This is a genomic window from Streptomyces musisoli (assembly GCF_016741855.1).
Lineage (GTDB): Bacteria > Actinomycetota > Actinomycetes > Streptomycetales > Streptomycetaceae > Streptomyces > Streptomyces musisoli.
This window is the reverse complement of sequence record NZ_JAERRH010000004.1, coordinates 251,617-271,915: the sequence shown is the minus strand read 5'-3', so window position 1 is coordinate 271,915 and position 20,299 is coordinate 251,617. Positions and strand designations below refer to the sequence as shown.

At 72.9% G+C, this 20,299-nt stretch carries 20 protein-coding genes and 1 pseudogene; 7 read left to right on the top strand and 14 right to left on the bottom strand.

Annotated elements, in window-relative coordinates:
- Nucleotides 1-64: 64 nt before the first annotated feature.
- A complete protein-coding gene (locus JK361_RS13905; RefSeq protein ID WP_121787335.1) occupies nt 65-652 on the bottom strand; it encodes a sigma-70 family RNA polymerase sigma factor in 588 nt (195 codons plus the stop codon).
- 780 nt (nt 653-1,432) lie between these two features.
- Nucleotides 1,433-2,044, bottom strand: coding sequence for a response regulator transcription factor (locus JK361_RS13900; RefSeq protein WP_003948568.1), 612 nt, complete (start codon nt 2,042-2,044; stop codon nt 1,433-1,435).
- 381 nt (nt 2,045-2,425) lie between these two features.
- Here JK361_RS13900 and JK361_RS13895 point away from each other — a divergent pair, with 381 nt between their 5' ends.
- A complete protein-coding gene (locus tag JK361_RS13895) occupies nt 2,426-2,755 on the top strand; it encodes a WhiB family transcriptional regulator (RefSeq protein WP_201816904.1) in 330 nt (109 codons plus the stop codon).
- 115 nt (nt 2,756-2,870) lie between these two features.
- Here the strand turns inward: JK361_RS13895 and JK361_RS13890 are convergent, their stop codons facing one another.
- A complete protein-coding gene (locus JK361_RS13890) occupies nt 2,871-3,770 on the bottom strand; it encodes a LysR family transcriptional regulator (protein WP_201816903.1) in 900 nt (299 codons plus the stop codon).
- 81 nt (nt 3,771-3,851) lie between these two features.
- Between JK361_RS13890 and JK361_RS13885 the strand changes: the two genes are divergently transcribed.
- The 3 genes from JK361_RS13885 to JK361_RS13875 all read left to right on the top strand — a co-directional run bounded on the left by JK361_RS13885 (nt 3,852) and on the right by JK361_RS13875 (nt 6,154).
- Nucleotides 3,852-4,520 carry an MOSC domain-containing protein gene (locus JK361_RS13885; protein WP_201816900.1) on the top strand — a complete coding sequence of 223 codons (669 nt, stop codon included), beginning with the start codon at nt 3,852-3,854 and terminating at the stop codon, nt 4,518-4,520.
- A gap of 76 nt (nt 4,521-4,596) precedes the next feature.
- Nucleotides 4,597-5,370, top strand: a complete 774-nt coding sequence (locus tag JK361_RS13880) for an SDR family NAD(P)-dependent oxidoreductase (protein WP_201816898.1) — start codon at nt 4,597-4,599, stop codon at nt 5,368-5,370.
- Nucleotides 5,371-5,446: 76 nt separating this feature from the next.
- Entirely contained in the window at nt 5,447-6,154 is a 708-nt protein-coding gene (locus JK361_RS13875) for an ester cyclase (protein WP_201816896.1), read from the top strand.
- A gap of 74 nt (nt 6,155-6,228) precedes the next feature.
- Here JK361_RS13875 and groL read toward each other — a convergent pair whose 3' ends face one another.
- From groL to JK361_RS13855, 4 genes are all read right to left on the bottom strand, one after another.
- Nucleotides 6,229-7,857 (bottom strand): chaperonin GroEL, encoded by a 1,629-nt coding sequence (gene groL / locus JK361_RS13870; protein WP_201816895.1) that lies wholly within the window; start codon nt 7,855-7,857, stop codon nt 6,229-6,231.
- Between the two features lie 119 nt (nt 7,858-7,976).
- Nucleotides 7,977-8,285: a co-chaperone GroES gene (gene groES, locus JK361_RS13865; RefSeq protein ID WP_004955293.1), complete on the bottom strand. Its 309-nt coding sequence runs from the start codon at nt 8,283-8,285 to the stop codon at nt 7,977-7,979.
- A gap of 398 nt (nt 8,286-8,683) precedes the next feature.
- A complete protein-coding gene (locus tag JK361_RS13860) occupies nt 8,684-9,496 on the bottom strand; it encodes a polysaccharide deacetylase family protein (RefSeq protein WP_201816893.1) in 813 nt (270 codons plus the stop codon).
- Between the two features lie 62 nt (nt 9,497-9,558).
- Complete coding sequence (locus JK361_RS13855) at nt 9,559-10,470, bottom strand: polysaccharide deacetylase family protein (protein ID WP_201816891.1); 912 nt, start codon at nt 10,468-10,470, stop codon at nt 9,559-9,561.
- Nucleotides 10,471-10,560: 90 nt separating this feature from the next.
- On the opposite strand from JK361_RS13855, the gene JK361_RS13850 reads away from it, so the two are divergent.
- The 3 genes from JK361_RS13850 to JK361_RS13840 are packed head-to-tail and all read left to right on the top strand — an operon-like array spanning nt 10,561 to nt 14,947.
- Nucleotides 10,561-11,727: a class I SAM-dependent methyltransferase gene (locus tag JK361_RS13850; RefSeq protein ID WP_201816889.1), complete on the top strand. Its 1,167-nt coding sequence runs from the start codon at nt 10,561-10,563 to the stop codon at nt 11,725-11,727.
- The gene (locus JK361_RS13845) at nt 11,724-11,993 is read left to right on the top strand and encodes a hypothetical protein (protein ID WP_201816885.1); all 270 of its coding nucleotides are present in this window, start codon (nt 11,724-11,726) and stop codon (nt 11,991-11,993) included. Before JK361_RS13850 ends, JK361_RS13845 begins: the two co-directional genes overlap by 4 nt.
- Entirely contained in the window at nt 11,990-14,947 is a 2,958-nt protein-coding gene (locus JK361_RS13840; RefSeq protein WP_201816882.1) for a WD40 repeat domain-containing protein, read from the top strand. The genes JK361_RS13845 and JK361_RS13840 overlap by 4 nt, the downstream gene beginning before the upstream one ends.
- A gap of 3 nt (nt 14,948-14,950) precedes the next feature.
- On the opposite strand, the gene JK361_RS13835 is transcribed toward JK361_RS13840, so the two are convergent.
- From JK361_RS13835 to rimI, 7 genes and pseudogenes are all read right to left on the bottom strand, one after another.
- Nucleotides 14,951-16,204: an RNA polymerase sigma factor gene (locus JK361_RS13835; RefSeq protein WP_201816879.1), complete on the bottom strand. Its 1,254-nt coding sequence runs from the start codon at nt 16,202-16,204 to the stop codon at nt 14,951-14,953.
- A gap of 40 nt (nt 16,205-16,244) precedes the next feature.
- Entirely contained in the window at nt 16,245-16,601 is a 357-nt protein-coding gene (locus tag JK361_RS13830; protein ID WP_201816877.1) for a YciI family protein, read from the bottom strand.
- 158 nt (nt 16,602-16,759) lie between these two features.
- Nucleotides 16,760-17,815 (bottom strand): LCP family protein, encoded by a 1,056-nt coding sequence (locus JK361_RS13825; RefSeq protein ID WP_201816875.1) that lies wholly within the window; start codon nt 17,813-17,815, stop codon nt 16,760-16,762.
- A 133-nt stretch (nt 17,816-17,948) separates the two neighbouring features.
- A pseudogene (locus JK361_RS13820) lies at nt 17,949-18,077 on the bottom strand (LacI family transcriptional regulator); the annotation flags it as partial.
- 332 nt (nt 18,078-18,409) lie between these two features.
- The gene (locus tag JK361_RS13815) at nt 18,410-18,667 is read right to left on the bottom strand and encodes a hypothetical protein (protein ID WP_201816874.1); all 258 of its coding nucleotides are present in this window, start codon (nt 18,665-18,667) and stop codon (nt 18,410-18,412) included.
- Nucleotides 18,664-19,749 carry a tRNA (adenosine(37)-N6)-threonylcarbamoyltransferase complex transferase subunit TsaD gene (gene tsaD, locus JK361_RS13810; RefSeq protein ID WP_201816873.1) on the bottom strand — a complete coding sequence of 362 codons (1,086 nt, stop codon included), beginning with the start codon at nt 19,747-19,749 and terminating at the stop codon, nt 18,664-18,666. Before tsaD ends, JK361_RS13815 begins: the two co-directional genes overlap by 4 nt.
- Nucleotides 19,742-20,281 (bottom strand): ribosomal protein S18-alanine N-acetyltransferase, encoded by a 540-nt coding sequence (gene rimI, locus JK361_RS13805; RefSeq protein ID WP_201817598.1) that lies wholly within the window; start codon nt 20,279-20,281, stop codon nt 19,742-19,744. The genes tsaD and rimI overlap by 8 nt, the downstream gene beginning before the upstream one ends.
- Between the last annotated feature and the right edge of the window lie 18 nt (nt 20,282-20,299).

Sequence of the window (20,299 nt, the reverse complement as noted above, 5' to 3'; positions counted from 1 at the left end):
TACCTGTTCAGCGGAGGAGCTTCCAGGGCTCCGCGCCGGGTGGTTGGGGCTCCGCGCCGGGTGGTTACTGTTCGGCGAGCGCCCTGAGGCGGCTCAGGGCCCGGTGCTGGGCCACGCGGACCGCCCCGGGTGACATTCCCAACATCTGTCCCGTCTCCTCCGCGGTCAAGCCCACGGCGATGCGCAGCAGGAGCAGCTCGCGCTGGTTCTCGGGAAGGTTGGCCAGCAGTTTCTTGGCCCACTCGGCGTCGCTGCTGAGCAGGGCGCGCTCCTCGGGGCCGAGGGAGTCGTCGGGTCGTTCGGGCATCTCGTCGGAGGGCACCGCGGTCGACCCCGGGTGGCGCATCGCGGCGCGCTGGAGGTCGGCGACCTTGTGGGAGGCGATGGCGAAGACGAACGCCTCGAAGGGGCGGCCGGTGTCGCGGTAGCGGGGCAGGGCGAGCAGCACCGCCACGCAGACCTCCTGCGCGAGGTCCTCCACGAAGTGGCGCGCGTCGCCGGGCAGCCGGGACAGCCGGGTGCGGCAGTAGCGCAGCGCCAGCGGGTGGACGTGCGCGAGCAGATCGTGCGTGGCCTGCGCGTCCCCGTCGACGGCACGATGCACGAGCGCACCGATCGCCCCATGGGCCGTGCCCGCCTCGTCGTCGCGCATCGGTCCATGGTGCCTTGCGGCCGTCCGGTCCGTCGCATCGTGTTCGTGGTTGTGCACCGAAGCGTTATGAGCAGGTGCGCCGGCACTCATCCCCTGCGCCCTCCCCTTCCGCTCGACCGACTCGTCCCCGAGAGACTCCACATCTCAAGGATGCGGCATCCGCGCCGAAACGAGCAGCGCGCGTCCGGCGGGCCGCCTTGCACGTGCCCCTGCGGGGGGTCCGGCGCCGGTGGCGCACCGGCGCTCTGGTATGCCGTGGCGGGGGGTGCGGTGCGCCGGTGGCGTGGTCGTCCGGCGCGTTCCACGGGCGTGCGGACGGGCCCGTCGGCGCGTACGACGCGGGCCGTCCGCCGGGGGCGGTCACCTGCCGGCGCCGGGCCGCACGGACAGCCGTGCCGTCCGTACCGCGCCGGAGCCGACGCGGTACCCCGCGCCCGTCCCGACGCACGGACCGGGCACCTCCGAGGAGTACGTCACACCGGAACGGCACGGCCGCACGAGGCCACACAGGCACCGGCACTGCCGCACGAGGCCACAAAGGCACCGACACTGCCGCACGAGGCGGCGCCGGCGTCGGCACGTCCGCACGAGTACGGCACACCGGCATCGGCAGGGCCGCACACGCCCCTGTCAAGGGCCGTGGCCTCGGCCGGTGGGCCGCCCGCCGCCCCGCGCGGGGACCGCGGACCACGGCCGTGGACAGCGGGACGGACGCCCGTGCGGCCGGGTGCACGGCCGGGCAGTGCCCGGTGCCGGGCGGCCCGCAGGGCCTGGCACCGGTTACCTGACCAGTCCCCAGCGGAAGCCGAGCGCCACCGCGTGGGCCCGGTCCGAGGCGCCGAGCTTCTTGAACAGGCGCCGTGCGTGCGTCTTGACGGTGTCCTCGGAGAGGAACAGCTCACGGCCGATCTCGGCGTTCGAGCGGCCGTGACTCATGCCCTCCAGGACCTGGATCTCACGCGCGGTGAGCGTGGGCGCGGCACCCATCTCCGCCGAGCGCAGCCGGCGCGGGGCCAGGCGCCAGGTCGGGTCGGCGAGCGCCTGCGTCACCGTGGCGCGCAGCTCCGCGCGCGAGGCGTCCTTGTGCAGGTAGCCGCGCGCACCGGCGGCGACCGCGAGGGCCACGCCGTCGAGGTCCTCGGCGACGGTGAGCATGATGATGCGCGCGCCGGGGTCCGCGGACAGCAGCCGGCGCACGGTCTCGACGCCGCCCAGGCCGGGCATGCGCACATCCATCAGAATCAGGTCGGAGCGGTCGGCGCCCCAGCGGCGGAGGACTTCCTCGCCGTTGGCCGCCGTCGTCACGCGCTCGACACCGGGCACGGTCGCGACCGCGCGGCGGAGCGCTTCTCGGGCAAGCGGGGAGTCGTCGCAGACGAGGACGGATGTCATGACCGCCCTCCGCAGCTGATGCGCGTCACCTTGAGCCTCCAGGCTGGTACGGAATCGTCACCTGTGCGGTCGACCGTCTCGGACGCCTGCCCGAGCACTTGTGTTTTCAACCGCCTCCGCACTCTCAACGACGGTCACTCGAAAGAGTTACGGGGCCGCGTGCCGTCTTCGGCACTCTACGTGAGGGCGTCGACACGGTGCAGACATGCCCAACGGACTCTCAACTTTTCATCACAACCTATGCCCCATTCGGCCCCTTTTCTTCCCGTTTCGCAGTGTCCGGGGCTAGATTCGCAATGAGTCATATTTTCATCTCCTTAGACCGGAGATGTACGGTCGTTGGCACCGTATCCGCCCAGAACGGCGACAAGGGGTCACGTAATGGCAGATTTCTCCCGCCTTCCCGGACCGAACGCGGACCTGTGGGACTGGCAGCTGCTGGCTGCCTGCCGCGGGGTGGACAGCTCGCTCTTCTTCCACCCGGAGGGCGAGCGCGGGGCGGCTCGGAGCGCTCGCGAGAACTCGGCCAAGGAGGTCTGCATGAGGTGCCCGGTCCGTGCGGAGTGCGCGGCGCACGCGCTGGCGGTCCGCGAGCCGTACGGCGTCTGGGGCGGCCTGACCGAGGACGAGCGTGAGGAGTTGATGGGACGCGCGCGCAACCGCCTGGTGGCGGCCTCGACCACCGGCGGGGACAGCGCCTCCAATCACTGAAGGAACGTTTCTGCACCCACAGCCCACCGGGTGCGCTCAATCCATCCTCCTGGGCACGCGCCCCGCGTGCCCACGACTCTGCCGCCGTGCCCGCACGGCCCTGCCGTCGTACCCCCTATACGCGCCCGGCCGCCCGGGCCAGTTGCTCCAGCGTCGCCGACACGGCCGGCACCTGTGCCAGGTCGGGCAGGGTGAGGGCGACGATCTCGCGGCGTACCGCCGGCTCCAGCCGGACCGTGCGCGCGCCCCGCGGGCGGACCGACTCCACGGCCAGCTGGGGCAGTACGGCCACGCCCAGGCCCGCGCCGACCAGGCCGACCACGGCCGGGTAGTCGTCGGTGGCGAAGTCGATGCGCGGGGTGAAGCCGGCCGCCTCGCACACCTCGATCAGCTGGCCCCGGCAGCGCGGGCAGCCCGCGATCCAGGGCTCGTGGGCCAGCTCGCCGATGGCGACGGTCTGCGCGCGCGCGAGCCGGTGCCGCTCCGGCACGAGGGCGACCAGACGGTCCGTCAGCAGGGGACGTACGACGAGGTCGTCCCAGTCCTCGGCGACCGCCGCCCCCTCGTAGCGGAAGGCGAGGGCCAGGTCGCAGTCGCCTTCGCGCAGCAGTCCGACGGACCTCGGGGGCTCGGCCTCCTCCAGGGAGACGCGGGTGCCGGGGTGGGCGGCGCGCAGGGCGGCCAGGGCCGTCGGGACCAGGGTGGAGCTGCCGCTGGGGAAGGAGACCAGCCGGACCCGGCCCGCGCGCAGGCCGGCGATGGCGGCGACCTCCTCCTCGGCCGCGGTGAGCCCGGCGAGGATGCCGGAGGCGTGCCGCACGAGGGCCTCGCCGGCCTGGGTGAGGCGCATCTCGCGCCCGTTGCGCACCAGCAGCGGGGTGCCGACCGAGGCCTCCAGGGCCTTCATCTGCTGGCTGACGGCGGGCTGGGTGCAGCCCAGCTCGCGCCCCGCCGCCGAGAAGGAACCGGTGGTGGCGACGGCACGCAGGACGCGGAGATGACGGGCCTCGATCACCCGTCGAGCATAAGGCAGCCTTGGGGTGAGGTGCCCGATACCGGGTCGGCGCTTTGGGCACTGATCGCATAACGTGCAGGAATGAAGCTTCTCTCCGTCAACCTGGGCCGGCCCGTGCCGGTGCCCTACACGAACCAGCCGGACGGCCTGACCGGCATCGACAAGCGCCCGGCCGAGGGCCCCGTCCGGGTGGCGGCGCCCGGCCCCAAGGGGATCGGCGCGAGCGGGCTGTCCGGGGACGCGGTGTGCGACACCCGCCACCACGGCGGGGACCATCAGGCGGTGTACGCGTTCGCCCGCGAGGACCTCGACGAGTGGGAGCGCGAACTCGGCCGACCGTTGGCCAACGGTTGCTTCGGGGAGAATCTGACGACGGACGGCCTGGACGTGTCCGGGGCGCTGATCGGCGAGCGCTGGCGGATCGGTTCCGGGGTGGTGCTGGAGGTGACCTCGGGCCGTATCCCGTGCAACACGTTCCAGGGCCATCTGGGCGAACGCGGCTGGGTCCGCAGGTTCACACAGAAGGGCGCAACGGGTGCCTACCTCCGGGTGATCGAGCCGGGCGAGATCCAGGCCGGGGACCCGGTCGAGATCGTGCACCGGCCGGACCACGGGGTGACGGCGGCACTCCAGTTCCGCGCGGTGACCACCGAGCGGGAACTCCTGCCCCGGCTGCTCGCCGCGGGCGACGCGCTGCACCCGGAGGCGCTGGCGAAGGCCCGGAACCACGTGGCGGAGCACGGGGGCTGAGCCGCCGTCGGAACGGGGCGGGGCACGGCGCGCACGGGCAGCGGAGGCTGTCGGTCCCGGTCACTACCCTTGGGCCATGACAACGGCTCTGATTACGGGATCGACCGCGGGGATCGGTGCCGCGTTCGCGCGGCGCCTGGCGGCTGACGGCCATGACCTCGTCCTGGTGGCGCGGGACACCAAACGGCTGCGGGAACAGGCGACGGAACTGCACGACCGGCACGGCATCGAGGTGGAGGTGCTCACCGCCGACCTGGCGCAGGACAAGGGGATCGAGGCGGTCGCCGACCGGCTCGGCGACCGGAGGAAGCCGGTCGACCTGCTGGTCAACAACGCCGGCTTCGGCAACAAGGGCCGCTATCTGGACGTGTCGACGGCGGACGAGCTGAGGATGCTGAAGGTGCACTGCGAGGCGGTGCTCCGGCTGACGTCGGCGGCCACCGAGGCGATGCGCGAGCGGGGCCGGGGCGGGGTGGTGAACGTCGCCTCGGTGGCCGCCTTCCTCCCGCGCGGCACGTACGGCGCGTCCAAGGCCTGGGTCGTGCAGTTCACCCAGGGCGCGGCGAGGGACCTGGCCGGCAGCGGGGTCCGGCTGATGGCACTGTGCCCGGGGTTCGTGCGCACCGAGTTCCACGAGCGGGCCGGCATGGGCACGGACAACATCCCCGGCTGGATGTGGCTGGACGCCGACAAGCTGGTCGCGGCGGCCCTGGCCGACCTCGCCCGCGGCAAGTCGCTGTCCATCCCGGATCCGCGGTACAAGGCGCTGATGGGTCTGGTGAAGGTGACGCCGCGCGGGCTGCTGGGCGGGATCAGCTCCCGCACGGGGCGCAAGTACGGGCCGCAGTAGCGGGCGGGTGACGCTGCCGTCCCGGTGGGAAAATGGGCGGGACGGTTACCGGACCAGGGGGGCCGGAGGCGGCGTCATGACCTTCGTACAACTCATCGAGTGCAGGACGAGCCGGCTGGACGAGATGAACCGGCTCATGGACGACTGGGTCCAGCAGACCAAGGGGACGCGGACGGCGACGCACGCGGTGGTCGGCACGGACCGTTCGGACGCGTCACACGTCGTCGAAGTGGTGGAGTTCCCCTCGTACGAGGACGCGATGCGGAACTCGAACCTCCCGGAGACCGACCGGATCTTCCGGGGGCTGGTCGCGCTGTGCGACGAGATGCCGACGTTCACCGATCTGGACGTCGTACGGGACGAGCGCCTGTCCGAGCACGTCGTGCGCAGGTTCTTCGAGGCGCTCTGCGCCCCGGGCGAGCTGCCTCCGCTGAACGACCTGCTCGACGAGGACATCCACAGCCGTGACCCGATGAACCCGCAGGACACCATCGGACTGGACAACGTCCGCGCCGAGTTCCGGATGTGGCGCGGCGCCTTCGACTTCGCGTTCACGGTCGAGGACGCGTTCACCCAGGGCGACCGGGCCTGCGCGCGGTGGACCTGGCGGGCCACGCACCGGGGCGACTTCCTGGGGATCCCGTCCACCGGCAGGCAGGTGACCATGACCGGGATGACGGTGTTCCGGTTCGGCGCCGACGGCAAGATCGCCGAGCTGTGGTGGCAGCACGACCAACTGGGCCTGATGCAGCAGCTGGGTGCCCTCGACGAGTTGGAGCAGTAGGCCGGGCGGGCGGACAGGGCGAAGGCCCGGCCCCCTCGGCGGGGTACCGGGCCTTCACTCACGGGCGGTTCGCCTCAGTGGGCGTGGCCGTGGCCGTGGCCGTGGCCGGCGGCCTCCGGCTCCTCTTCCTTCTTCTCGACGACCAGGGTCTCGGTCGTGAGCAGCAGGGAGGCGATGGAGGCGGCGTTCTCCAGGGCGGAGCGGGTCACCTTGACCGGGTCGATGACGCCGGCCTTGACCAGGTCGCCGTACTCGCCGGTGGCGGCGTTGTAGCCCTGGCCCTTGTCCAGGTCCTTGACCTTGGACACGATGACGTAGCCCTCCTGGCCGGCGTTCTCGCCGATCCAGCGCAGCGGCTCGACCACGGCGTTGCGGACCACGGCGACACCGGTGGCCTCGTCGCCGGTCTTGTCGAGGTTGCCCTCCAGCACCTTGGAGGCGTGGACCAGGGCGGAGCCACCACCGGAGACGATGCCCTCCTCGACCGCGGCGCGGGTCGCGGAGATGGCGTCCTCCAGACGGTGCTTCTTCTCCTTCAGCTCCACCTCGGTGGCGGCGCCGACCTTGATCACGCACACGCCGCCGGCCAGCTTCGCGAGGCGCTCCTGGAGCTTCTCGCGGTCCCAGTCGGAGTCGGTGTTCTCGATCTCGGCCTTGATCTGGGCGACGCGGCCTGTCAGGTCCTCCTGCTTGCCGCCACCCTCGACGATCGTGGTGTCGTCCTTGGTGACGGTGACGCGGCGGGCGGAGCCGAGCACGTCGACGCCGACCTGGTCGAGCTTGAGGCCGACCTCCTCGGAGATGACGGTGGCGCCGGTGAGGACGGCCATGTCCTGGAGCATCGCCTTGCGGCGGTCACCGAAGCCGGGGGCCTTCACCGCGACGGCGTTGAAGGTGCCGCGGATCTTGTTGACGACCAGGGTCGACAGGGCCTCGCCCTCGAGGTCCTCGGCGATGATCAGCAGCGGCTTGGAGGAGCCGGCCTGGATGACCTTCTCCAGCAGCGGCAGCAGGTCGGCGATGGCGGAGATCTTGCCCTGGTTGATGAGGATGTAGGGGTCCTCCAGGACGGCCTCCATGCGCTCCTGGTCCGTCACGAAGTACGGCGACAGGTAGCCCTTGTCGAAGGCCATGCCCTCGGTGAAGTCCAGCTCCAGACCGAAGGTGTTGGACTCCTCGACGGTGATGACACCGTCCTTGCCGACCTTGTCCATCGCCTCGGCGATCAGCTCGCCGACCTGCTGGTCCTGGGCGGACAGCGCGGCGACGGCGGCGATGTCGGACTTCTCGTCGATCGGGCGGGCCGTGGCGAGCAGGTCCTCGGAGACGGCCTTGACGGCGGCGTCGATGCCCTTCTTCAGGGCGGCCGGGGAGGCGCCCGCGGCGACGTTCTTCAGGCCCTCGCGGACGAGCGCCTGGGCGAGGACCGTGGCGGTGGTGGTGCCGTCACCCGCGATGTCGTTGGTCTTGGTCGCCACCTCCTTCACCAGCTGCGCACCGAGGTTCTCGTACGGGTCCTCGATCTCGACCTCGCGGGCGATCGTGACACCGTCGTTGGTGATGGTGGGCGCACCGAACTTCTTGTCGATGACGACGTTGCGGCCCTTGGGGCCGATCGTCACCTTGACGGTGTCGGCAAGCTTGTTGACGCCGCGCTCAAGGGCGCGACGGGCGTCCTCGTCGAACTTCAGGATCTTCGCCATGGCAGCGGGAGCCCTCTCGGAAATCTGTGGGTGAAAAACGCCGCGCCCCGGGCGCCCGGCTTCTTGTCGATTGCGGGGGGCCAGGGGCGCGGCTTCAAGCAGAGAGTCGCTTGAGGTGATTACTTCTCGATGATCGCGAGGACGTCGCGAGCCGAGAGGACGAGGTACTCGTCACCGTTGTACTTCACCTCGGTGCCGCCGTACTTGCTGTACAGGACGACGTCGCCGACCTTGACGTCGAGCGGCAGGCGCTCGCCGTTCTCGAACCGGCCCGGGCCCACGGCGAGGACGGCGCCCTCCTGGGGCTTCTCCTTCGCGGTGTCCGGAATGACCAGGCCAGAGGCCGTGGTCTGCTCGGCGTCCAGCGGCTGGACCACGATGCGGTCCTCGAGCGGCTTGATGGCAACCTTGGAGCTGGCGGTCGTCACGATCCGACCTCCCCCTTCGGAGATCTCACGGGGTTAACTGTCTGAGGTGGCGACCAGGTCGATCCGTCGTCGCGGGTGCCGGACCTGCCCGTCGCGTTTGTTGGCACTCTCACCTGCGGAGTGCCAGAGCCGAGACTATGACCGGGGTTAGCACTCGGTCAAGCGGAGTGCCAATTGCCGTGCGGCGCGTCGGCCGGGAACGGTGCGCGCGGGGCGTCCTGGGCGCCCGGTTCCGGGCCCGCTGTCCTCGGGGGCTGCCGCCCCCGGACCCCCGCTGTCGGGCCTGGCGGCCCTCGTCCTCAAACGCCGGACGGGCTGGTCCTTTTGCGGTCGGGCCGGATCTCCTCGAATCGGGGGCTCCTCGGTCGGACTAGGCCTTCTTCGGTCGGGCCGGTTCTCTACAGGTAGTCCTCGAGGCGGCCCGCCGTCAGGCCCTCCTGCTGTGCCGCTCTCAGCACCCGTGCCGTGCGCTCCCGCAGGGAGAGGTCCTTCGACTCGCCGGGGCCCACCAGGACGATGTCGCCGGGGCGGAGCCGGCGGGGGCCGTGGGGGCAGGCGAGGCCGGCCGGGGTGAGAGCGGCGCGCCACAGGACGAGCGCGGTGATCCCGCAGTCGGCCGCGGCACGCAGGGTGGTGGGGTCGTAGGAGCCGTAGGGCGGGCGGAAGAGCCGGGGGCGGACGCCGAGGCGGGTGCGGAGCCGGTCCTGCTGGCCGCAGATCTCGGCGCGCTGCTCGGCGTACGGCAGTCCGGCCGGGGCGCGGTGGTCGACGGTGTGGTTCTGGATGCCGGCGCCGAGGGCGCGCAGGCGGGCGAAGTGGCCGTAGCCGGGGGCGGCGACGCTGTCGGTGAGGAACAGGGTGACGGGGAGCCGGAGTTCGCGGACCATGTCGACGAAGCGGGGATCCCGCTCCGCGCCGTCGTCATAGGTCAGGAAGACGACCGGGTCGCGGGTGGGGACGTGGTCGACCACCGGGGGCGGCGTGTGCGCCCCCGGGTGCTCGGCGAGCGGCCGGTCCGGGTGCACCGGGGAGCGGGCGAGCGGCCGGACCAGGCCCCAGTGCCGGTAGCCGCGGCCGGCGGCCGAGCGGTGCGGGCGTACCCCTTCGGCGGCCTTCTTGCCGAGGCGTTCGATGGGGTCGACGGACTGGGCGCAGCCCGTGAGGAGCAGGGCCGCGGCGAGGACCGCGGCCGGGCCCCGCACGCGCCTCACAGCTAGCCCTCCAGGCAGGCCACCACGCCTCACAGGTAGCCCTCCAGGCAGGCCACCGCGCCTCACAGGTAGTCCTCCAGGCGGGCCACGGCGTAGCCCTCGCGCGTGACCTTGTTCAGGAAACGGCGCATGTCGTCCACCATCGTGCCGTTCCAGTCGTCCCGGCCGCGGAAGTGGGTGAGGACGATGTCGCCCCGGCGCATCCGCTGGTCGTCCTCGCGGTACTCCCAGTGGTCGACGAAGACCTCCTCGTTCCAGATCGGCGCGTACTTGATGCCGCAGGACTTGGCGGCGACGAGGGTGTCCTGGTTGTAGTTGCCGTAGGGCGGGCGGAAGACCGTGGGTGCCTTGCCGAACTGCTTCCTCATGACCTCCTGCATGCCGCAGATCTCGTCCCGCTGCTCCTCGTAGGACAGGCCCGGCAGGTAGGGGTGGTGCAGGGTGTGGTTGTTGAGCGTGTTGCCGTAGGCGCGCATCCTGCGGAAATACCCGTAGTCGTCCTTCACCAGGTAGTTGCTGAGGAAGGCGGTGTAAGGGACGTTCAGCTCCCGCATCATGGCGAGGAACCGCGGGTCCTTCTCGGCGCCGTCGTCGATGGTCAGGAACACGACCTTCTGGTCGGTGGGCACGGTGGTGAAGACCGGGGGCAGGTCCCAGTCCTCCTGGTGGTCCACCTCGAATCCGTCGCGGGCGGTGATCCTCGGCTTCTTCGCCGGTGGCGGCGGGGGCGCCAGCGGAGTCCGGTCCAGTCCCCAGCGCCGGGCGGCGGCGGCCAGCCGGGCGTGTTCGGCGGCCTGGCGGGCCTCGGGTCCCGGGGCCTGCGCGGGGTCGCGCCTGACGGGCGCCGAACGCACCGAGTCCGGGCCGGCGCAGCCGGAGAGCAGGGCGGCGGTGGCGAGCGCGGCGGCTCCGCCGCCCAGGGCCAGCCGCCGGAAGCGCGTCCGACTTTTGTCATTTTGTACTACTGCTCGCATGGTGCCGGATCCTCCCAGGCCCCGGCCCTCGACCCGGGCCGACACCGCCGCCGGAGGCGCACCATCCACCGACTGGCCCACAATGACCCGGTGAACGACCTCGCTCTGCTCCTCACCCCCGAAGGCCGCGCCCTCCTCGACGAGGTGCGCGACACCGCGCCCGCGCAGGAGCTGGCCGTGGCCACCCGGCTGCGCCGTGACCACCCGGCCGAGCTGGTGTCGGCCGCGCTCGGCCAGGCCCGGCTGCGGCAGCGGGCGGTGGCGAAGTTCGGGGCCGAGGACGCCGGGCGCATGTTCTTCACCCCGAACGGGGTCGAGCAGTCGACGCGGACCACCGTGGCGACGTACCGGGCCCGGCGGCTGGCCGAGCTGGGCGTGACCTCCGTCGCCGACCTGTGCTGCGGCATCGGCGGGGACGCCGTCGCGCTGGCGCGGGCCGGGATCCGGGTGCTGGCCGTGGACCGGGACCCGCTGACGGCGGCGGTGGCCCGGGCGAACGCCGAGGCGCTGGGACTGGCCGGGCTGATCGAGGTGCGGGAGGCCGACGTCACGGAGGTGGACACCGCCGGGTACGACGCGGTGTTCGTGGACCCGGCCCGGCGCGGCGGCCGGGGGAGGGTCTTCGACCCGGAGGCGTACTCGCCGCCGCTGTCCTGGGCGGTCGAGACGGCCGCCGGGGCGCCCCGCGCCGCCCTGAAGATCGCCCCGGGCATCCCGCACGAGGTGGTCCCGGACGGCGCCGAGGCCGAGTGGATCTCCGACGGCGGGGACGTGAAGGAGGCGGTGCTGTGGTTCGGCACCGGCACGCCCGGCGCCGTGCGGGCCACCCTGCTGCCGGGTCCGCGCACACTGCTCGGCCGCGGGCTGCCCGACCCCCGAGTGCGCCCGGTGGGACGGTACCTGTACGAGCCGGACGGCGCCGTGATCCGCGCGCACCTGGTGGCGGAGGTGGCCGAGGAGGTCGGCGGCGGTCTCCTCGACGCGACCATCGCGTACGTCACCGCCGACGAGCCGCGGCCCACTCCGTACGCCACCGGCTACGAGATCACCGACCGGCTCCCCTTCAACCTCAAGAAGCTGAAGGCCCTGCTGCGGGAGCGCGAGGTCGGCACGCTGACCGTGAAAAAGCGCGGCTCGGCGGTCGAGCCGGAGGAACTGCGCCGCAAGGTCAAACCGCAGGGCCCGAACGCGGCCACGGTCTTCCTGACCCGGGTGGCGGGGGCACCGACGATGCTGATCGGCCATCCGTCGGGATGACGCCCGGCACCGACGATGCTGATCGGCCATCCGTCGGGATGACGCCCGGCACCGACGATGCTGATCCGCCGTCCGTCGGGATGACGCCCGGCACCGACGATGCTGATCCGCCGTCCGTCGGGATGACGCCCGGCACCGACGATGCTGATCCGCCGTCCGTCGGGATGACGCCCGGCACCGACGATGCTGATCGGCCATCCGTTGGGGTGACGCCCGCGCACTTGGCCGGACGCCGCCGCCGACGGCACCGCACGATGCTGCCGTGACGTGGAGTACGAGGCGACGGTCCCGGCGGCGACTCGTCCGCGACGCCCTGCTCCTGGCCACCGCGGTCGCGTGTGCGGGGCTCGCCGGGTGGATGCTGATCGCCCGGGACGAGGACACCGCGAACCAGATCGCCACGGTGGGCAGCCTGTTCGCCGGTGTGCTCGGTCTCCTCCTCGCCCTGGTCGACTTCTTCCGCCAGGAGCAGGCCCCGCCGGAACCGGGCACGCTCGCCGACGACCTGGCCGTCGTCGTCCGCGAACAGTGGCTCGACGAGGCCTCCGCCCGTGGACTGCGCGACCCCCGGGTGCTGCCGCTGGCCTGGCGGGCCACCGGCCGGGACGTCGCCCAGCTGCCGCGCGGCGCGGACAGCCGGGTGCTGCGCGTCCGGCTCGACGGCAGGCTCCACGGCCGCTTCGACGAGGTGATCGGACAACTCGCCGACGGCTACGCCCGCTTGCCCAACCGCCGGCTCGTCGCCATCGGCGAACCCGGCTCCGGCAAGAGCGTGCTGGCGATCCTGCTCACCCTCGGTCTGCTCGCCGCGCGCGAGCCCGGCGGCCCCGTCCCGGTCCTGCTGCCCGCCTCGTCCTGGGACCCGGTCCGCGAGCCGCTCGACGACTGGATCGTCGCCACACTGGCCCTCCCCCACTACAGCAGCCGGCCGGAGATCCCCCGCACCCTGCTCGCCCACGGTCTGCTGCTGCCCGTCCTGGACGGGCTGGACGAGATCCCGGAGTCGGCCCGGCGCAGTGCCGTCCGCGGCATCAACGCCGCGATCGGCGCGGACCGCCCGATCGTGGTCACCTGCCGGGCGGCCGAATACGAGGATCTGATCCGCGGCGGGGCCCCGGCCCTGCGCGACGCCCCGGTCGTCGAGGTGTCCCCCGTCTCCCCCGACGACGTGACCGCCTACCTGCGGGACGTCGACTGGCCCCCGGGGACCGACTGGTCCCCCGTCTACGCGCATCTGCGCTCCGCACGCGACAGCCCGGTGGCCGACGCCCTGTCCACGCCCCTGATGGTGACCTCGGCCCGGCTCGTCTACCAACGCCTCCCGCTGGACCCGGCCGAACTCCTGGACGGCGCGCGCTTCGACTGCCGGTTCGCCGTCGAACAGCACCTCACCGACCTGCTGATCGACGCCGCGTACGCCCCCGCCCCCGGCCCGCCGGGCAGCGGCCCGCCGGACAGTCGCTGGACCGCCGCACAGGCGCGGACCTGGCTGACGTTCCTCGCCCGCTATCTGCACGACCACCGGGAGCGGGACCTCGCCTGGTGGCGGATGAGCGAGCGGCTGCTGTCCCCGTGGTTCCCGCCCGCGCTCGGCATCGTGGCCGGGCTGGTGCTCGGGCTCGGGGCCCTGGGCTGGATCGTGGTCACCGGTGCCCTCGGCAGGGACGCGACGAGCGAACTCCCGTTGATCGGCGGGTTCGTCGGGGGCGGTTTCGCGCTGCTGTCCGTGATCGTCTGGTACTGCGTGCCCGGGAACACCCCGGGCCGGCTGTCGTTCACCGTCGAGGGGTCGCTCGGCCGGCTGCGGCGCGGTTTCGGCACGGGCGCCAAACTCACCGCCTTCGCGGCGGCTCCCGTGCTCCTCGTCCTCGCCGGCGGCACCGCGCTGGGCGAGGGCGACGGCGCGTGGTCCTTCGACGCCGTCGAGAGCTACTGCACGATGTGCTCGGTCACCCTCTGCCTGGCGGTCGTCGTGGGTCTGGCACTGGCCGCGCACGACTGGCTCAACGCACCGCCGCACCACGCGGCACGGGTGAGCCCCCGCGGCTCCCTGGCCCAGGACCGGCGGTCGGCACTGACCGGGGCGGCCGTCGCCGGGTGCGTGGTGGCGGCCACGGGGCTGCTCGGCTGGTATGCCGGGATGTTCTCGGGCGCGTGGCTCGGGCGCGCGGTCAACGACTGGGCGGGCTGGCCCGGGAGCGGGAACCTGGCGCTCCTCGCCGGCGACCGGTGGCAGGCCGTGGTCGCTCCCTTCAACGACAACCGTGCCGTACTGGTCGGACTGACCGTGGCGCTCCCCGGCACCGTGTTCGGCCTGCTGCTCCTGCTCACCCGGGCCTGGCCCCGTTACGTGCTCACCCGGCTCTTCCTCGCGGCCCGGGGCCGGCTTCCGCTCCGGCTCACCGGTTTCCTCGCGGACGCCCGGCGCCGCGAACTGCTCCGGCAGTCGGGGGGCGTCCACCAGTTCCGCCATGTCCGGCTCCAGGAGACGCTCGCCGGCCGGCCGATGTACCCGGCGGGAGGTCCGTCGCCCGCGGCGAGGAGCACGGTGCGGCGCCGGCTGGTGCTCACGGCCGGCGCCGCGACGGCGGTGACGGCGGCCGTCGGCAACGGCGCCCGGGACGGGAGTTCGCTGGTGTTCCCGGCGTCCGAGACACTCAACGCCGTTGCCTTCCACCCGGGCGGGGAGACATGGATCGCCATCGGCGGGGACGACGGCACGGTCTGGCTGTGGGACTACGGGCGGGACCCGCGGCCGCACGGCGGGCGCCCCCTCCGCCGGGTCCGGGCCGGGAAGGACAGCGTCGTGTACAGCCTCGCGTTCCACCCGCGTCACCCGCTCCTGGCCATCGGTGACAGCGCGGGCGTGGAGCTGTGGAACGCGAAGGACCGGATGACGGTGCCGTTCCGCGGCAGCCCCCCGAACACCGCGTCGACACCGGCAGTGGCCTTCTCCCCCCGGGGCGACCTGTTCGCGGCCTGCACGGGCAGCGAGCTGAGCGTCTGGGACGCGGCCGCCACCGGCGTCTCCCCCGAGGCTCCCCTCGCCCGCGAGAGCGGCCGGTTCTCGGCCCTCGTCTTCGACCCGGCGACGAACGAGCCCGTCACCCTCGACCACACCGGACGGGTCCAGCGACACACCGACCTCCTCGCCACCGCCAGCATGGACATGACCGTACGGCTGTGGCGGACGGAGCAATGGCTGCGCCGGCTGCCCTGACCCTCAGCCGTGCTCCCGCGCCCGGCGCAGCAGCAGGTCACGCTCCTTGCCGTTGCGGGCCAGTCCCGCCGCGCGGACGAACTCCTCGCGGGCCTCGGCGGTGCGGCCGAGCCGGTCCAGGAGGTCGCCGCGGACGCTGGGCAGCAGGTGGTAGTCGCGCAGCGCGGGGGTGGCGGCCAAGGTGTCCACCAGCTCCAGGCCCGCGGCCGGGCCGTCGGCCATCGACACGGCCACCGCGCGGTTCAGCTCGACCACCGGGGAGGGCGCTCGGGCGGCCAGCAGGCCGTACAGGGTGGCGATGGCGCGCCAGTCGGTCTCCTCGTACGTGTACGCGTGCGCGTGGCAGGCGGCGATGGTGGCCTGGAGGGCGTACGGGCCCGGGGCGCCGGCCGCGGTGGCCTCGGCGCGGCCGAGGGCACGGACCCCGCGCGCGATGAGCATGCGGTTCCAGCGGCGGCGGTTCTGGTCCTTCAGCAGCACCGGCTCGCCGTCCGGGCCCGTGCGGGCGGCGGTGCGGGACGCCTGGAACTCCAGCAGCGCGGTCAGGCCGTGCACCTCGGGTTCCCCGGGCATCAGCCCGGACAGGACGCGGGCCAGCCGCAGCGCGTCCTCGCACAGGCCGGGGCACAGCCAGTCGTCGCCGGCGGTGGCCGCGTACCCCTCGTTGAAGATCAGGTAGATGACGTCCAGGACGGAGCCGAGGCGGGCCTCCCGGTCGGGCCCGTACGGCACCTCGAAGGCGATGTTCTTCGTGGCGAGGGTGCGTTTGGCGCGGACGATGCGCTGGGCGATCGTCGGCTCGGGGACCAGGTGGGCGCGGGCGATCTCGGTCGTGGTCAGGCCGCCGACCAGGCGCAGCGTGAGCGCGGTGCGGGCCCCCGGGGACAGCACCGGGTGGCAGGTGGTGAAGACCAGCCGGAGCAGGTCGTCGTCGATGTCGTCCGGGTCGGCCGGCTCCTCGGGCGGTGCCGTGGTCTCCAGGTCCCGGCCGATCTCTGCGAGTTTGCGGGCGTAGGTCTCGCGGCGCCGGACCAGGTCGACGGCCCGGTGCCGGGCGGTGGCCGTCAGCCAGGCGCCGGGATTGTCGGGGACCCCGTCCCGGGGCCACCGCTCCAGGGCGGCGACGAGGGCGTCCTGGGCGAGTTCCTCGGCGATGCCGATGTCCCGCACGATGCGGGCCACACCGGCGACGATCCGCGGGGACTCCAGCCGGAAGACGGTCTCGATGGCGTGTGCCGCGGTGGGCTGTGCTGTCACAGCCCACCATGCAACACCCCCGGCGGGCCGGGGCCAAGGATCAGCCCTCCGCGATCTCCCGGACCTCGCAGGTGACCGTCCAGAACTCCTCGTGGACCTGGAGGAACCGCTTGGTCCACTCCAGGGCCTCGGCCTTGTCCTTGCACTGCATGAGCGCGTAGCCCCCGATGACCTCCTTGGACTCGGTGAACGGCCCGTCGGTGACGGAGATCTTCCCGCCCTCCCAGTGCACCCGGGTGCCCTGGGCGGACGGGGTGAGCCCGGCGGTGTCGAGCATGACGCCCGCCTTGGTGACCTCCTCGATCAGCTCGCCCATCCGCCGCATCAGCTCCTCGCTGGGGCCCTCGGCGGGGGCGGCGGACTCGTCGATGCGGATGAGCGACAGGTAGCGGGGCATGGTGGCTCCTTCGGCCGGGCGGCGGGGCCGTTCCCCGCCGCTCACCCATGCGTCGAACGGGAGGCACCCGGATCGACACGCTCGCGCGAAAATCTCCCGTCTTTTTTCCGCCCTCCTCCTGCGGCCCCTCCGCTCCGGACGCCCGCCGGCTGTGGCGCTCAGCGCAGGGACGTCCAGAGCCGGTCCGCCGCGGGCTCCTCGGGGATCACCCGGTTGGGATCGGAGGGTGCCGTGACGACCGGCATGGTCACCGTCCTCACCCGGTCGGCGGTCAGGCCTCCGAGGCTCCGGCCGAGGCCCGTCAGCTCGCCCAGGGAATCCAGGCCGGTGTCGGTGGTGAGACCGGCGGTGACGGCGTCGGCGACCTGGTACAGCCTGGCCGGGTCGGTGAGCAGGCGGGCGCCGGCGATCTGCTCCAGCAGGGCCTTGACCAGCGTCTGCTGAAGCCCTATGCGGCCCAGGTCGCTGCCGTCGCCTATACCGTGCCGGGTGCGGGCGAGGGCCAGGGCCTGCTTGCCGTCGAGATGGTGGGCGCCGGCCTCCAGGTGCAGGTGGCTCCGGTCGTCGTCGATGTCCTGGCCGGTGGTGACGTCGACCCCGCCGAGCGCGTCGACCAGCTTGGCGAAGCCGGAGAAGTCGATCTCCAGGTAGTGGTCCATGCGGACGCCGGTGAGCGACTCGGCGGTCTTCACCGCGCACACCGGGCCGCCCACCGAGTAGGCGCTGTTGAACATGGCGCCGTACGCCACCGCCGTGGTGCCGCCGGAGGCGAGCGGGCAGGACGGGCGGGTGACGAGCGTGTCGCGCGGGATGCTGACCACGGTGGCCCTCGTCCGGCCCGCGTCGATGTGCACGACCATCGCGGTGTCGGACCGGGCTCCGGAGCTGTCGCCGCCGCCCAGTTCCTTGTTGGCGGTGCCGCCGCGCGAGTCCGAACCGAGCACCAGGATGTTCAGGGAGCCGGTGGGCAGCGGGGAGGCGTCGGCCGAGGCGGTCGCGGCCGGGGGGATCACCGCCCGGGCGGGCCGGTCGTCGCCGAGCGCGCTGTTGATGTCGACGCTTCGGATGTTGCTGTCCAGATGCCAGTACACCCAGCCGGCCGCCGCCGCGCCCAGTGCCAGGGTGCCCGCCAGAGTCAGGCCGACGATCCTCAGCGCTCCCGGCCGCCGGCCCACCCGTCCGCTCACGTCGTCCTGCTCCTCGCGTCGCGTCACGGCAGGAACGTAAGTCCGAATTATTAGGGGATTGTTAGCGGAAGCCGCGCGAACGGGTTTTCCGGGGAGGTTCTCATCCCGTTCTCATCCGCCGGCCGGTGCCGCCGCTCACCCCCGCGTCACGGCAGGCACCGGGTCGCCGCCGCTCCGGGCCCAGGCGGTAGCCGGCGTCATGGTGGAAGTCGCCGGTCACGACGAGCGAGGGATCGACGGACAGCCCGGCCGTCTCCAGGGCCGCGCGGTAGCCGTCGACCCGGGCGGCCGGGCCCGTCGAGCGGCGAGGTCCGGCATCGGGCACGGCTGCGGCTGACGGGACCGGTACGGGTGGCCGGGGCCGAACGACGGCTGCGCTGCGGCGCGGTGCTGTGACGACGGGGCACCAACGCGAACACCCCGCCTCCGGAAAACCGGGGGCGGGGTGTTCGGTGGAGCGCCGGGCAGGCCTTGCACCTGCATTTCCCCGCAGGAAGCGGGGCGTCTTTCCTTGGACCACCAACGCACTGCGTCCGGGCCGGTGTTCCGGCCGTTCGCTGTGTGATGATCATAGCGCGGTCGGAGCGGATTCCTCAACTCCGGCCGAGCGGACCGCGGCCGTCAGCCGTCCGTCACCGCCTCGAACCGCCACCGGTGCACGGCCCGGGTCACCAACTCCGCGTCCGGCTCGGGCAGTTCGGGCACCTCGGCGGCGTACGGCGCGTCCCACCAGGTGATGACCAGGACCCGGTCCTGCGGCGCGCGGAAGGTCTCGCGCCGCAGCGGCTCCGCAGCGAGCCGCTGCTCCCGCACCCAGGCCAGCAGTTCCCCGCCGCGGCCCTCGGCGGCCCGCGCCTCCCACATCAGGGCGACGGTCACGAGTACAGGTTCTCCTTGCTGACCTCGTGCACATGGTCGTGGCCCGGGACGTGCGGGTCGGTCACCGGCAGGGAGGAGTCGGCCGACAGGTCCCAGCTGGACGCGGCCCGGTTGCGGGCGACCATCTCGGCGCCCAGCGCGGCCACCATCGCGCCGTTGTCCGTGCACAGCTTGGGGCGCGGCACACGCAGGCGGATGCCGGCCGCCTCGCAGCGCTCCTGGGCGAGGACGCGCAGCCGGGAGTTGGCCGCCACACCGCCGCCGATCATGAGGTGGTCCACGCCCTCGTCCTTGCAGGCGCGGACGGCCTTGCGGGTCAGCACGTCGACCACGGCCTCCTGGAAGGAGGCGGCCACGTCACGGACCGGGACCTCCTCGCCGGCCGCGCGCCTGGCCTCGATCCAGCGGGCCACGGCGGTCTTCAGGCCGGAGAAGGAGAAGTCGTAGGCCGGGTCGCGCGGGCCGGTCAGACCGCGCGGGAAGGCGATCGCCTCCGGGTCGCCCTCCCTCGCGTACCGGTCGATGACCGGGCCGCCGGGGAAGCCCAGGTTCAGCACGCGGGCGATCTTGTCGAAGGCCTCGCCGGCCGCGTCGTCGATGGTCGCGCCCATGGGGCGGACGTCGGAGGTGATGTCCTCGGACAGGAGCAGCGAGGAGTGGCCGCCGGACACCAGCAGGGCCATCGTCGGCTCGGGCAGCGGGCCGTGCTCCAGCTGGTCCACGCAGATGTGCGAGGCGAGGTGGTTGACGCCGTACAGGGGCTTGCCGAGGGCGTAGGCGTACGCCTTGGCCGCGGAGACGCCGACGAGCAGGGCACCCGCGAGGCCGGGGCCCGCGGTGACCGCGATGCCGTCGAGGTCCTTGGCGGTGACCCCCGCCTCCTTCAGCGCGCGGTCGATGGTGGGGACCATCGCCTCCAGGTGCGCCCGGGACGCCACCTCGGGTACGACACCGCCGAAGCGGGCGTGCTCGTCGACGCTGGAGGCGACGGCGTCCGCCAGCAGGGTGGTGCCGCGGACGATGCCGACGCCGGTCTCGTCGCAGGAGGTCTCGATGCCGAGGACGAGGGGTTCGTCAGTCATTGTTGTCGGTTCCTTGTACTGGGGAAGCCCCCGCGGCGGAGCCGCTGTCGGGTGCCGGGGAGCCGCTGTCGGGTGCCGCGGAGCCGCTGTCCGGTCCGGTGGCCAGGCGCATCACCAGGGCGTCCACGTTGCCGGGCTGGTAGTAGCCGCGCCGGAAGCCGATGGGGACGAAGCCGAAACGCTCGTAGAGCTTCTGCGCCCGGACGTTGTCGACCCGGCATTCGAGCATCACCTCGTGGCACTCGAACGCGGTCGCCGCGCGCAGCAGCTCGACCAGCAGGCGGGCGCCGAGGCCGGTGCCCTGGTGGGCGCGGGCGACGGCGATGGTCTGGATGTCGGCCTGGTCGCCGGAGGCGACGAGACCCGCATAGCCGACGATGCGGCCGCCGGACTCCGCCACGAGGTAGCGCCGGGTGGCCTCGGAGCCCCGGGCGTGGGCCAGTTCGGACCAGAACATGCCCCGTGACCAGGCGTCCTCGGGGAACAGGTCCTTCTCCAGCTCCAGGACCGGGTCGATGTCCCACCAGCGCATCTCGCGCAGTCGGGGGGT

Bases quoted from the DNA above. Each gene is read 5' to 3' on its own strand.
- JK361_RS13905 (WP_121787335.1), bottom strand. From the start codon at position 652: ATGCGCGACGACGAGGCGGGCACGGCCCATGGGGCGATCGGTGCGCTC.
- JK361_RS13900 (WP_003948568.1), bottom strand. From the start codon at position 2,044: ATGACATCCGTCCTCGTCTGCGACGACTCCCCGCTTGCCCGAGAAGCG.
- JK361_RS13895 (WP_201816904.1), top strand. From the start codon at position 2,426: ATGGCAGATTTCTCCCGCCTTCCCGGACCGAACGCGGACCTGTGGGAC.
- JK361_RS13885 (WP_201816900.1), top strand. From the start codon at position 3,852: ATGAAGCTTCTCTCCGTCAACCTGGGCCGGCCCGTGCCGGTGCCCTAC.
- JK361_RS13880 (WP_201816898.1), top strand. From the start codon at position 4,597: ATGACAACGGCTCTGATTACGGGATCGACCGCGGGGATCGGTGCCGCG.
- JK361_RS13875 (WP_201816896.1), top strand. From the start codon at position 5,447: ATGACCTTCGTACAACTCATCGAGTGCAGGACGAGCCGGCTGGACGAG.
- groL (WP_201816895.1), bottom strand. From the start codon at position 7,857: ATGGCGAAGATCCTGAAGTTCGACGAGGACGCCCGTCGCGCCCTTGAG.
- JK361_RS13855 (WP_201816891.1), bottom strand. From the start codon at position 10,470: ATGCGAGCAGTAGTACAAAATGACAAAAGTCGGACGCGCTTCCGGCGG.
- JK361_RS13845 (WP_201816885.1), top strand. From the start codon at position 11,724: ATGACGCCCGGCACCGACGATGCTGATCGGCCATCCGTCGGGATGACG.
- JK361_RS13830 (WP_201816877.1), bottom strand. From the start codon at position 16,601: ATGCCCCGCTACCTGTCGCTCATCCGCATCGACGAGTCCGCCGCCCCC.
- tsaD (WP_201816873.1), bottom strand. From the start codon at position 19,749: ATGACTGACGAACCCCTCGTCCTCGGCATCGAGACCTCCTGCGACGAG.
- rimI (WP_201817598.1), bottom strand. From the start codon at position 20,281: ATGCGCTGGTGGGACATCGACCCGGTCCTGGAGCTGGAGAAGGACCTG.